This is a genomic window from Serratia sp. NA_13, from assembly GCF_052691735.1.
The window spans coordinates 132,952-145,009 of record NZ_JBQZFV010000006.1; the positions used below are offsets into that span (position 1 = coordinate 132,952).

Here is a 12,058-nt window from a genome sequence, read left to right on the forward strand (position 1 = left end):
GTGTAAGAATCCGTAATCTCTTCAGAGATTACGGATTTTTTTATGCTATTGAGTCAGGCCCTTGATGCCGTTCTTAAATTCACACTTAAAGAGTTCTCTGCTCTTTCTGGCCTGCTTTCACCTGAGCTTATTGATGGGTGCCTGGTTGATACCGGGGTCGTGACGTTCCGTAAGCGCCGTCTCCCCATGGAAATGATGGTCTGGGCCGTGGCCGGTATGTCTTTGTTCCGTTCACTTTCCATGAATCAGCTTGTCTCACATCTCGATATTATGCTGCCAGGCAAGCGTCCTTTTGTCGCTCCCAGCGCCGTGGTACAGGCTCGCCAACGTCTCGGCGAGGATGTGGTCAGACTGGTTTTTGAAAAAACACCCAACTCTGGTTCGAAAAAACACCGCTATCACACTGGAATGGTCTGACGTTGATGGCCGTCGATGGGACGCTATGGAGAACGCCGAATACGCCAGAAAATGATGCTGCTTTCGGGCGTACGGCCAATGAACATACCCAGTCTGAGTGGCCGCAGGCTCATACGCTAACGATACTGGACAACGGCTTCTATGCGCTCGGGCTGCTTCATGATCGGCAGTCTTCAGGAACCGAAAAACACGGGATGATCCCACTACGTCAAGGGCATTATCCAAGAGCGGTAAAAAAGAAGCCGCAACGTTACCCGTTGCGGCGTCCTCAAAAAAAGCTTAACTGACAAGCATTAGCCGCATGCGGCGCTTTCCGGGATTACTTGGCGATTCGCTTGTACTTGATACGGTGTGGCTCAAGTGCTTCGGCGCCCAGCGTCCGCTTCTTGTACTCTTCGTATTCGGTAAAGTTACCTTCGAAGAATTCCACATTACCTTCATCCTGATAATCCAGAATGTGGGTGGCGATGCGGTCAAGGAACCAACGGTCGTGCGAGATGACCATCGCACAGCCTGGGAATTCCAACAGGGCGTTTTCCAGCGCGCGCAGGGTTTCGATATCCAGGTCGTTGGTCGGTTCATCGAGCAGCAATACGTTGCCGCCAACCTGCAACAACTTGGCCAGATGCAGACGGCCACGCTCACCACCGGACAATTCGCCGACGCGTTTACCCTGATCGACACCCTTGAAGTTGAAGCGACCGACGTAGGCACGACTTGGCATTTCGGTGTTGCCGATACGCATGATGTCCTGGCCGCCGGAAACTTCTTCCCAAACGGTTTTGGCGTTATCCATGCTGTCGCGGAACTGATCGACCGAGGCCAGTTTGACGGTGTCAGCCAACACGATGCTGCCGGAATCAGGTTGTTCCTGGCCGGACATCATGCGGAACAGCGTGGATTTACCGGCGCCGTTCGGGCCGATAATGCCAACAATGGCACCTTTCGGTACTGCAAAGGTCAGATTATCAATCAGCACACGGTCGCCGTAAGACTTGCGCAGGTTGCTGACTTCAACCACTTTATCACCCAGGCGTGCGCCAGGTGGGATAAACAGTTCGTTGGTTTCGTTACGCTTTTGGTATTCGGTGCTGTTGAGTTCTTCAAAGCGAGCCAGACGGGCCTTGCCTTTGGACTGACGGCCTTTGGCGCCCTGGCGAACCCACTCCAGCTCTTTCTCGATGGATTTGCGACGTGCGGCTTCGGAAGAGGCTTCCTGCGCCAGGCGGGCGTCTTTCTGCTCCAGCCAAGAAGAGTAGTTGCCTTCCCATGGGATACCTTCGCCACGGTCCAGCTCGAGGATCCAGCCGGCCACGTTGTCGAGGAAGTAACGGTCGTGGGTAATGGCCACTACGGTACCTTCGAAGTCATGCAGGAAGCGTTCCAGCCAGGCCACGGATTCGGCATCCAGGTGGTTGGTCGGTTCGTCCAGCAGCAGCATGTCCGGTTTTTCCAGCAGCAGGCGGCACAGGGCGACACGGCGACGTTCACCACCGGAAAGGTTGGCGATTTTCGCGTCCCACTCCGGCAGGCGCAGCGCATCGGCGGCACGTTCCAGCTGGGTGTTCAGGTTGTGGCCATCGTGGGCCTGAATGATCTCTTCCAGGCGGCCTTGCTCAGCGGCCAGCTTGTCGAAATCGGCACCTTCTTCGGCGTACAGTGCGTACACTTCATCAAGGCGTTTCAGCGCACCAACCACTTCTGCCAGTGCTTCTTCGACCGACTCACGGACGGTATGTTCGAGGTTCAGCTGCGGTTCCTGTGGCAGGTAACCGATCTTAATCCCCTGTTGTGGGCGAGCTTCACCTTCGATATCGGTATCGATGCCGGCCATGATGCGCAACAGGGTGGATTTACCCGAGCCGTTCAGACCCAGAACACCAATTTTGGCGCCGGGGAAGAAGCTCAGCGAGATGTTTTTCAGGATGTGACGCTTCGGCGGAACCACTTTGCCGACGCGATGCATGGTATAGACGTATTGAGCCACGGTGCCTCTGCCTCTCTATATCAGTTTTTATAGGATATCTGGTGGCCCGAGTGTAGCCCGTTTCGAAAGCGGATCCCAGACATCACACAGCGATCGCTAAGTATAACCTTTTGTGCGCCGGTGAAGGCGCATATTGGTTGCTTAAGGGGTGACGACTATCGCGACTCGGCGGTTTTCCGCCCGGCCGCTGGAGGTGCGGTTATCGGCCACCGGATCGCGTTTACCCATGCCGCGGGTTTCGATGTTGGCACGTGGAATGCCTACGCTGGCGAGCAGATCGGCCACGGCATTAGCGCGACGCAGAGAGAGCTGATCGTTATAACTGTCTTCGCCGTAATTATCCGTATGACCATCCAGACGGAACTGAGTGATGCCGACGCTCATCAACGCGCGACCCATTTTTTGCACCGTGTCGGTACTTTCCGGGTTCAACTTGCCGATGTTATTACCAAACAGCACCTTGTCGGACAGGCCAAATTCCCAGCCGTTATCGGTCAGCTTGAACCCTTGCGACTGCAACAGGGCAATTTGCTCAGGCGTCAGGCCCTGAGGTTTGTTCTGGCAGCCGGCGAGGGCCAGCAGGGCGATAAACATCATCGCCAGCAGTGAAAAACGGCTTTTTAGTGTTTGCTGTATCATAATCAAAATCCTTAGTTTTATTTTTTAGCCGGGGCTTTATTTTTGTATTGCCAGCCGCCAGCCTCCGTTATAACGATGCTTTGCTTGGTACATCGCATCGTCAGCTTCGTGCAAGAGCCCCTGAGGCGTAACCGCATGCTCGGGGTAAAGTGCAATACCAATACTCAGAGAGGAAATCACCGTCTCATCGTTCGGTAAAATCACCGGTTGGGTCATGCAGTCGATAATGTTATCGGCAATCTGCATGACATCTTCCGTAGTGTGGACCGGGGCCAACAATACGGCGAACTCATCACCTCCCAAACGCGCGACCAGATCGCTTTCACGCAGCTGCGCGCGAATGCGCCCGGCAATGGCAGTCAGCACCACATCACCTGCGGCGTGGCCGTAACTGTCGTTAACTTCCTTGAAGCGATCACCGTCGATAAATAGCACCGCCAGTTTTTCATTGGGTTTAATGTCCCCCAGCGCACGGCTCAGACGGCCCTCAAAGAAAGCGCGATTCGGCAAGCCGGTCAGGCTGTCGTGGGTAGCCCGGTGAGTCAGTGAGTCATTTTCCTGTTTCAGGTGTGCCTGCCAGGCTTCCAGCTCGTCGAGCAGGCCATTAAAGTCGATGCTCAGCTCATGCAGTTCTGCAATCGGTGCCGACGGCACCCGCAGACCAAAGGCGCGATCGCGACTTACCGCATGCGCCACATTGGCGATGTCATCCAGAGAACGGACAATGCCGACCAGCATGCGGCGGGAAAGCACCAGCGCGCACAGCGTACTCAGTACCAGACAGGCAATCATGCCGATCATACCGCGCAACAGAAAGCGCAGCAGGCTGCCGCCGTGGCCAAGCAACCAAACTTTGCCGACCTCTTTGCCTTCATGAGTAATCGGCAGGATCACCGGCTCCGGCAGCGCCCAGTGGGCCACGGTTTTTTCCATACCGTGCAGCGGGCTATCTTTGGGATGACGCCAGGTGGCGAGCACTTTGTCGCTGTTGTTGAGAATTCTGGCTTCCGACACTTCCTCTTTGGAGGCGATCAATACCAGTGCCTCACGTGCGGCGGTGTGGTCTTCAAACACCACGGCAGCTTCGACGGTATAACTGATTGAGCGTGCAATCAGGTGCAGGTTATGGTTGGCATAAGCGCGCAGCGCAAACAGCGCGACCAGCGTCAGGAAAATCCCGGCAGTGCCGACGGCAATCAGCGCCAGCCCAAGATGCACCCGTTGCAGCACCCGGCCCAGCGTTGGGCGTGACTGACCCGATCGGTTCTTGCGCAACCACTTCATAGCGGTGGCGCCGGTTTGCGTGCCAGTTGCAGCACGTTGGGGTGAACGCGTACGCCGCTGCGTGCCAGTGCATCAAGGTTCACTTTAAAGCTGGCCTCATCCCCTTCGAACTGCAGACAAAATGCGTTGCCGGCAGAACACTCCGCATCGTTCTCGTTGATGCTGAGAATTGAATGACCGCTAATGCGCTGGATAAAATTCTGTTTCTGGTCGGCATTGATATTGCCCAAATAAATTACGTCACAGCCGGTGCTCAGCAAGGGGCTGTTGAAATCGATGCGTTCGGTTTTTATTGACCTGGGCGCGCTAAGCAGGATGGGATCGAACAGTCCGTCGGCATATTGTGTCGGTGCCGTCACGCACAGCCGGATGGGGTTGGCCCCACTTGGCCAGCGGGCATAGCTGATGATGCCGACCACCACAGTGGTGACGGCATGGGTACGATTTTTATGGGAATCGCCAGTCTCGGGGTGGGCCAAACCGGGAAATGCCAACAGGGCGAGCAGAAACAGTGTTAACAGACGGCCACTGTCCAGACGTGCGCTAAGGAAACTCGTGAATGAGCTTTTTGCGCAGGTCACTAACAACGCTGCATTTTTTGCTATCTTCATCTGCTATTCCTGCCCATGTCCGCAATATTTTTGCGGCAACATAACGATGAGAAGCCTGACCCGGTCGAAGGGATAATTGTCTTGCTGAAAACTGTCAATCGCACTGCCTAATGAACACTATCTAACCCATAATTGGCGTGGATTGTATTATAAGATATCTCTGTTGCGCGCTTTACATGCCATTTTATCGGAATTATCTCAACATTTTTTAATAGTATAAAAACGACCACCGAGGTTTGCCAGGAGTTTTCTGCAAAGTTGGCGCGTCAGGCCTGAGTTCTGGCGGTTTGCGCAACGTTTCAGCCCATCGTTTTGATGGCAGAAATGCTGCGACGGCTAATAATTTAAATGGCTTAATTTTATATTGGTAACGGGATTAATAATCGGCGATCGGATCGCCTGTTAATGCTGAGCCCTGGTTGAAATGATTAATTCGGCAAAATTGTCGCCGGCTTTAATGGATTTGTCAGCAAGGGTAAACCTTTTTTACCTGAAGCCCATCGTGACGATAAACTTCTTCTACAGTAGTGAATGGATAAGCGATCCTGCTGTCTATGATAGACGGCTGAGCGGGTTGCTCAGCGCCCCCCTTTTGCTCTGGCGTGCCGGGTAGAGGTTATCCCACGACAGAGCGCTAAATACTCGGAGAGCCGGGTTCATCGTTCCGTTGGCTGCTGACGTAGCGCGGCAACGGGGTGAAGCGGCTCTGGCAACACCATCAGCATTAGAGAGGAAAGAGTCAGTATGGTCAAGGTAGACAAGTGGCGGTTTTTGGCTGTGGGTCTGTGCCTGACGGCATTTTCAAGCGCCGCATTGGCAGATTCCCTGGACGCTCAGCGTCAGCGTTACCTGCAGATCAAGCAGGCGTGGGACAGCAATCAGATGGACGTGGTGGCGCAACTGATGCCGACGCTGCGTGATTACCCGCTTTATCCTTACCTGGAATACCGTGAGCTGACGCAAGATCTCAGTCAGGCCGGGTTCTCCGAAGTAAATGACTTTATCAAGCTGCATCCGACGCTGCCGCCAGCCAAGTCGCTGGCCCCGCGCTTTGTTAATGAGCTGGCGCGACGTGAAGACTGGCGTACCCTGCTGGCCTTCAGCCCGCAGGCGCCGAAACCCATTGCTGCGCGCTGCAATTACTACTATGCCAAATGGGCCACTGGCGATCAGCAGGCGGCCTGGAGCGGCGTCGACGATATCTGGATGAGCGGTAAATCGCTGCCAGCGGCCTGTGACAAACTGTTCAGCGTCTGGCGGGGGGCCGGTAAACAAACGCCGTCGGCTATTCTGCAGCGCATGAAGCTGGCCTTGAAAGAGGGCAACAGTGGCCTGGTAAACAGTCTCTATCGCCAATTGCCGTCAGATTATCAGACTATGGGTGACGCCCTGGTACGCCTGCAAAACGATCCTACGACGGTTGAGTCCTTTGCCCGCAGCGTGGGGCCGACCGACTTTACCCGCGCAGCGACCGGTATTGCCTTCGAACGTCTGGCGCGTCAGGATGCGGAAAACGCCCAGGCGATGATTCCTACCCTCGTCCGGCTGCAGAAAATGAGCGACAGCGAGCGGCTGGGGCTGGAGGAAGCGGTGGCATGGCGCCTGATGGGCAGCGATGCGACCTTTGAACAGACACAGTGGCGTGACAAGGTGATCCTGCGTAGTCAGTCACCGGCACTGCTAGAGCGCCGCGTGCGTATGGCGCTGGGTGCCGGCGATCGCCTGGGGGTCGCAACCTGGCTGGCCCGTTTACCAACGGAGTCGCGTAATAAGGATGAATGGCGTTACTGGCGTGCGAGCATGTTACTGGACGAAGGCAAACGCAGCGAAGGGGAAGAGATCCTGCGTCGGCTGATGACCGAACGTGGCTTCTACCCGATGGTGGCGGCACAGAAACTGAATACGCCTTACCCGGTGATGGTGGCGGTAGCGGCAAAACCCCGTGCTTCGTTGGTGGACGGGCCGGAAATTGCCCGGGTGCGCGAGTTGATGTACTGGAATATGGATAACCTGGCGCGCAGCGAGTGGACTTCCTTCGTGGCCAGTCGCAGCCGCCCGGAACAGGAAGCGCTGGCGCGTTATGCCTTCGAGCAGAAATGGGCCGATCTCAGCGTGCAGGCGACTATCGTAGGCAAGATGTGGGATCACCTTGAAGAACGTTTCCCGGTGGCCTGGCCGCAAGAGTTCCGTGCCGCGACCGATGACAAGGGGATAACGCCGAGTTATGCCATGGCGATTGCTCGTCAGGAGAGCGCCTGGAACCCGAAAGCTCAGTCACCTGTAGGGGCCAGCGGCCTGATGCAGGTGATGCCACGTACCGCGCAGCATACCGTGCAGATGTACAATATTCCCGGTTACTCAAGCCCCAGCCAACTGCTTGATCCGCGCGTTAATATTATTATCGGCACCAGCTACCTGGAGCATGTTTACCAGCAATTCGGCCGCAACCGGATCCTGTCATCGGCGGCTTACAATGCCGGTCCATCTCGGGTGAATACCTGGTTGGGCAATAGTGAAGGGCGAGTTGACGCCGTGGCGTTTGTCGAAAGCATCCCGTTCTCGGAAACCCGTTCTTACGTGAAGAACGTGTTGGCTTACGACGCATTTTATCGCTATCTCATGCATCGGCCGGCTAAAGTGCTGACCGACGCCGAGTGGCAGAGGCGTTATTGATTTTGACGTCGCTATGGTATGCTGCTGTACTAGTTAAATAGTATGGTGGCTTGCCATGACGCAATTATCGCTTAACGACCCGGCTCTTTCAGAACAAGGTAATGAGGATTGGCTGCGCTTTGTTGCGCTGCTGCAGAATTCGTTTGCACAGGATCTGCATCAACCACTGATGCAGCTGCTGTTGACGCCGGACGAACGTACGGCTTTAGGCACCAGGGTACGGATTATTCAGGAATTGATGCGCGGTGAGATGAGCCAACGTGAGCTGAAGAATGAACTGGGGGCGGGGATTGCCACCATCACTCGCGGTTCAAACAGCCTGAAGGCAGCGACCCCGGCATTAAAGCAGTGGCTGGAACAGCAGTTGCTGGGCGAAGCACCGTAGCGCCGCGCCGGCAGGACTTATTTTTGCTGCGCGTTGTTGTGGTCCTGGTAGATCGGGTTGTGGAAAGGGACCAGTGCCAGCAGCAGAGCCTGATGGTAAACGCTGGTGCGGCTCAATCGCCCGTTGGTAAAGATGCCAATAGCGCCACCCTGGCGTTTCACTTCGGCATTGCCGGTGATGATGGCCATTTCACTGCCCAATTCGCGGCCGGCGCGAATTCCCTGTAAAATCGTCTCCGGCAGCATCAGGCTGGCTGAGCGCGATTCGCCGCGGGTCTGCGGGTTTTCCACGGTCATCCAGGCGAAAGTCATATTCTCTTCGATTCCTGCTTCCACGCCGACCCAAAAGTCGGCCTCCGGGCGTACCTGCCGTGCTTCCATAACACGCTGGCGTGCACCGGTGCGGGTTTCGTGATTACCTATGGGTTGCAGTGAAACGCCACTGGCGACGTCGACCGATTCAATGCGGCATTGGTCCTGGCCAAAAGTGTCCTCAAAGGCCAGTTGAATAGCCTTGATCTTTGCCGGGTTGGTAGTTGCAGCGACAACATGATACATAACGGGTTTGGCATCCTTAAGCTAAGAGCCTATTCACTACGTCAGACGCTTGCGCAAGCGGCATCTGACGACGATAAACTCAGGTTTCACGCAGTATAACGGAAAAGCAAAATGTTACAGGTATACCTCGTTCGCCATGGCGAAACGGAATGGAATGCGGCTCGCCGCATCCAGGGGCAGTCGGACAGCCCGTTAACCGCTAACGGTGAACATCAGGCTCGCCTGGTTGCCCAGCGCGTCAGCAAACAAGGCATCACGCACGTGATTACCAGCGATCTGGGGCGTACCCGCCGCACTGCGCAAATCATCGCAGAGGCTTGCGGTTGCGAGGTGATAAACGATCCACGTTTGCGTGAGTTGCATATGGGGGTGCTGGAAGAACGCTTAATCGACAGCTTGACGCCACAGGAAGAACAGTGGCGTAAACAGATGGTCGATGGGACTGCCGATGGCCGTATCCCTCAAGGTGAGTCAATGAGCGAGTTGGGCGACCGGATGCGCGAGGCACTGGAAAGTTGCCTGATGTTACCCGAGGGCAGCAAACCGCTGATTGTCAGCCATGGTATTGCTCTGGGCTGTCTGATCAGTACCGTGCTCGGGCTACCGGCTTATGCCGAGCGCCGCCTGCGTTTACGCAACTGTTCACTGTCGCGAGTCGATCATCAGCAGAGCCCATGGCTGGCTTCTGGCTGGATCGTCGAAACGGCGGGCGATGTCACACATCTGGACACGCCCGCGCTGGATGAACTGCAGCGTTAACGGCGGATCGGGATCAAATAGTCGCAGTTGATCTCGGTCGACGGTTGGGGTGGCCGGCGGTCACCCTTGGGATAAAAGCGCTCAATATCGTGCCCTTTACGGCGCGTGAGTTTGAGTGCCGGCAGGCAGGTGCCATACACGGTCAGAATAAAGTCTTGCAGGCCAGAGGCCGGGCCTTCATAGCTGAACATCGCATACTCGCCACCTTGCAACACCAGCGGCTGTCCGGCCTGAATTTTCGCTGGTACGTGATGCGGTTCCAGCGCCGTGGTATACAGCACTTCCTGCTCGTCATCCTTTTCCTGACTCGGACGTGAATGGTGCAGCCCGTACAATACCGGTGGCAGCGATTCCACTTCGCCCAAATACTGGCTCCAGAACTGTGACCGCAATTCGGTACGGCAGTGGGAGATTTGCTCCAGCGTACAGGAATAGCTTTGCGTCAGGCCAATCAGATGCTGTTCCGGCATCGTGACAAACTCGGGTTGCGGCAGAGTAAATGCACCCAGGCGGATTGGCGGACAAATGCCAAATGAGTTCCAGTCTTCCGCACGGCGATACAGTGCTGGTGTTTGCGCAAACTGTTTTTTAAATGCGCGGGTAAATGTTTGCTGCGAGTCGAAGCGATACTGTAAGGCTATATCCAGAATAGGTCGGCTGGTTAAACGCAGCGCCACCGCAGCCTTGGATAATCTCCTTGCCCGGATATAAGCGCCGATGGCGTTACCGGTAATATCTTTAAACATCCGTTGTAAATGCCATTTAGAGTAACCTGCTTTGGCCGCCACATTGTCCAGTGACAAAGGTTGGTCCAAATGGCTTTCCAGCCAGCTAAGCAGATCACGAATAATACCGGCTTGATCCATAGATCTTCCTCGTAGAGCTTTAGGGTAGGAACCCGAACTGTTTATTTATTACGCTGGTGCTTGCGCTATCAGACCAGTCCATGAGCCATTTTGTGTAGCACTCTTTGCCTCTTGCCGCTGTTGGGCAAGGGTTGGATAGGGGCACACCTTAAACGGGCGCAAAGATATAACGACGCCGCATAATAGCAATTTTTTTCCTCCGAGACTCTCAAAGATTTTTGTCACGCTCTGTGCTAAAAAGACGGGTGCGGACCAGAAAGATCCTTTTTCTGTGACCTAAAACATAAACAATATTGATTGCCGGTACCCATTTTTAGGATTTAGCCTATTGGAGTTAAGTAAATGAAAAAAGGATGGTTGTTTTTGTTTTTTTTAGTTTGCGCAACGGTAAATAGTGCGCAGGCAGAACAAGTTGGGTCGGTTGATACGGTATTTAAACTCTTTGGTCCGGACCATAAAATTGTGGTGGAAGCGTTCGACGATCCGGATGTTAAAAATGTAACTTGTTATATCAGCCGGGCAAAAACCGGTGGCATTAAAGGCGGGCTGGGATTAGCGGAAGATACTGCGGATGCTGCCATTTCCTGCCAGCAGGTTGGGCCGATTGAGCTGAACGATAAAATCAAAAATGGTAAGGCAGAAGGGACGGTAGTGTTCCAGAAGCGAACGTCGCTGGTGTTCAAGAAACTGCAGGTGGTGCGTTTCTACGATGCTACACGCAATGCATTGATTTATCTTAGCTATTCAGACCGTGTGGTGGATGGTTCACCGAAGAATGCGCTGAGCGCCGTGCCGATCATCCCCTGGGGTGAGGCAAAATAAGATTTGGGGTTCTGCGGAACCCCAAATATTTTAACACGGGAGGAGGCTTACTCTTCCAGATCGCCGCAGAAACGGTAACCTTCACCGTGAATAGTCGCGATGATTTCCGGCGTGTCCGGCGTTGATTCGAAGTGCTTGCGGATGCGACGAATGGTCACGTCCACGGTGCGGTCATGCGGCTTCAGCTCACGGCCGGTCATCTTCTTCAGCAGTTCGCCACGGGATTGGATCTTGCCCGGGTTTTCGCAGAAGTGCAGCATGGCGCGGAATTCACTTCGAGGCAGTTTGTATTGCTCGCCCGCAGGGCTGATCAGTGAGCGGCTGTTGATGTCCAGCTCCCAACCGTTGAACTTATAGCTTTCAACCAGGCGACGTTCTTCGCCGACGCTGCCCAGGTTCATGGTGCGTGACAGCAGATTACGTGCGCGAATGGTCAATTCACGCGGGTTGAATGGCTTGGTGATGTAATCATCGGCGCCGATTTCCAAACCGAGGATCTTGTCAACTTCGTTATCACGGCCGGTCAGGAACATCAGCGCAACGCTGGCCTGTTCGCGCAATTCACGCGCCAGCAGCAGGCCATTTTTGCCTGGCAGATTGATGTCCATGATAACCAGATTGATATCATTTTCAGACAGGATGTTGTGCATCTCTGCACCATCATTGGCTTCATGAACAACGTAGCCTTCCGCCTCGAAAATGCTCTTCAGGGTGTTACGAGTGACTAACTCGTCTTCGACAATCAGAATGTGCGGGGTCTGCATATATGCTACCTAAAATTGCCAACAAAATAGAAAATAGGAAGTACAGAAGTCTTTGTTTTCATAGCGGAGGGCAGAGATTAGCGCTCACGTTCCCTTCTACCCAATGACTAAAGTACGTAAACTCGTTCTTGATGCACTTTCCATTCCATGTCAACAAGATCGCTAGCTTGGTTGGGGCGCTGTTCCTTACAACCCCAAAGGTGCCAAAACGGTGCATATCCTAACCGTATTAACAGCAATATAACAGTGCGCACCGAATTCATCACCCAACAAAACTAAGGTTTGTTGACATAT

The 12,058-nt window shown here is 54.4% G+C and carries 11 protein-coding genes and 1 pseudogene; 5 read left to right on the forward strand and 7 right to left on the reverse strand.

Annotated elements, in window-relative coordinates:
• Positions 1-42: 42 nt before the first annotated feature.
• A pseudogene (locus ACUTSU_RS11565) lies at positions 43-632 on the forward strand (transposase domain-containing protein); the annotation flags it as partial.
• A gap of 104 nt (positions 633-736) precedes the next feature.
• On the opposite strand, the gene ettA reads toward ACUTSU_RS11565, so the two are convergent.
• The 4 genes from ettA to ACUTSU_RS11585 all read right to left on the reverse strand — a co-directional run bounded on the left by ettA (position 737) and on the right by ACUTSU_RS11585 (position 4,938).
• The gene (ettA, locus tag ACUTSU_RS11570) at positions 737-2,404 is read right to left on the reverse strand and encodes an energy-dependent translational throttle protein EttA (protein WP_445654194.1); all 1,668 of its coding nucleotides are present in this window, start codon (positions 2,402-2,404) and stop codon (positions 737-739) included.
• 141 nt (positions 2,405-2,545) lie between these two features.
• Entirely contained in the window at positions 2,546-3,043 is a 498-nt protein-coding gene (locus ACUTSU_RS11575) for an OmpA family protein (RefSeq protein WP_445651310.1), read from the reverse strand.
• Positions 3,044-3,079: 36 nt separating this feature from the next.
• Complete coding sequence (locus tag ACUTSU_RS11580) at positions 3,080-4,327, reverse strand: diguanylate cyclase domain-containing protein (RefSeq protein WP_445651311.1); 1,248 nt, start codon at positions 4,325-4,327, stop codon at positions 3,080-3,082.
• Positions 4,324-4,938, reverse strand: coding sequence for a YfiR family protein (locus tag ACUTSU_RS11585; RefSeq protein WP_445651312.1), 615 nt, complete (start codon positions 4,936-4,938; stop codon positions 4,324-4,326). Before ACUTSU_RS11585 ends, ACUTSU_RS11580 begins: the two co-directional genes overlap by 4 nt.
• Before the next feature lie 744 nt (positions 4,939-5,682).
• On the opposite strand from ACUTSU_RS11585, the gene sltY reads away from it, so the two are divergent.
• Positions 5,683-7,611, forward strand: coding sequence for a murein transglycosylase (sltY, locus tag ACUTSU_RS11590; RefSeq protein WP_445651313.1), 1,929 nt, complete (start codon positions 5,683-5,685; stop codon positions 7,609-7,611).
• Positions 7,612-7,666: 55 nt separating this feature from the next.
• A complete protein-coding gene (trpR, locus tag ACUTSU_RS11595; RefSeq protein WP_153858096.1) occupies positions 7,667-7,996 on the forward strand; it encodes a trp operon repressor in 330 nt (109 codons plus the stop codon).
• Between the two features lie 17 nt (positions 7,997-8,013).
• Here the strand turns inward: trpR and yjjX are convergent, their stop codons facing one another.
• Positions 8,014-8,553, reverse strand: a complete 540-nt coding sequence (gene yjjX, locus ACUTSU_RS11600) for an inosine/xanthosine triphosphatase (RefSeq protein WP_445651314.1) — start codon at positions 8,551-8,553, stop codon at positions 8,014-8,016.
• 111 nt (positions 8,554-8,664) lie between these two features.
• Here yjjX and gpmB point away from each other — a divergent pair, with 111 nt between their 5' ends.
• Positions 8,665-9,312, forward strand: a complete 648-nt coding sequence (gpmB, locus tag ACUTSU_RS11605) for a 2,3-diphosphoglycerate-dependent phosphoglycerate mutase GpmB (protein ID WP_012005131.1) — start codon at positions 8,665-8,667, stop codon at positions 9,310-9,312.
• Here the strand turns inward: gpmB and robA are convergent.
• Entirely contained in the window at positions 9,309-10,178 is an 870-nt protein-coding gene (gene robA, locus ACUTSU_RS11610; protein ID WP_445651315.1) for an MDR efflux pump AcrAB transcriptional activator RobA, read from the reverse strand. The two genes, gpmB and robA, sit on opposite strands and share 4 nt — an antisense overlap.
• 342 nt (positions 10,179-10,520) lie before the next feature.
• On the opposite strand from robA, the gene creA reads away from it, so the two are divergent.
• Positions 10,521-11,000 (forward strand): protein CreA, encoded by a 480-nt coding sequence (gene creA, locus ACUTSU_RS11615; protein WP_445651316.1) that lies wholly within the window; start codon positions 10,521-10,523, stop codon positions 10,998-11,000.
• A gap of 47 nt (positions 11,001-11,047) precedes the next feature.
• Here the strand turns inward: creA and arcA are convergent, their stop codons facing one another.
• Positions 11,048-11,764, reverse strand: a complete 717-nt coding sequence (gene arcA / locus ACUTSU_RS11620; RefSeq protein WP_004949989.1) for a two-component system response regulator ArcA — start codon at positions 11,762-11,764, stop codon at positions 11,048-11,050.
• Positions 11,765-12,058 lie beyond the last annotated feature (294 nt).

Excerpts from the sequence above, each read along its gene's own strand:
- ACUTSU_RS11575 (WP_445651310.1), bottom strand. The coding sequence starts at position 3,043 with ATGATACAGCAAACACTAAAAAGCCGTTTTTCACTGCTGGCGATGATG.
- ACUTSU_RS11580 (WP_445651311.1), bottom strand. The coding sequence starts at position 4,327 with ATGAAGTGGTTGCGCAAGAACCGATCGGGTCAGTCACGCCCAACGCTG.
- ACUTSU_RS11585 (WP_445651312.1), bottom strand. The coding sequence starts at position 4,938 with ATGAAGATAGCAAAAAATGCAGCGTTGTTAGTGACCTGCGCAAAAAGC.
- sltY (WP_445651313.1), top strand. The coding sequence starts at position 5,683 with ATGGTCAAGGTAGACAAGTGGCGGTTTTTGGCTGTGGGTCTGTGCCTG.
- trpR (WP_153858096.1), top strand. The coding sequence starts at position 7,667 with ATGACGCAATTATCGCTTAACGACCCGGCTCTTTCAGAACAAGGTAAT.
- yjjX (WP_445651314.1), bottom strand. The coding sequence starts at position 8,553 with ATGTATCATGTTGTCGCTGCAACTACCAACCCGGCAAAGATCAAGGCT.
- gpmB (WP_012005131.1), top strand. The coding sequence starts at position 8,665 with ATGTTACAGGTATACCTCGTTCGCCATGGCGAAACGGAATGGAATGCG.
- robA (WP_445651315.1), bottom strand. The coding sequence starts at position 10,178 with ATGGATCAAGCCGGTATTATTCGTGATCTGCTTAGCTGGCTGGAAAGC.
- creA (WP_445651316.1), top strand. The coding sequence starts at position 10,521 with ATGAAAAAAGGATGGTTGTTTTTGTTTTTTTTAGTTTGCGCAACGGTA.
- arcA (WP_004949989.1), bottom strand. The coding sequence starts at position 11,764 with ATGCAGACCCCGCACATTCTGATTGTCGAAGACGAGTTAGTCACTCGT.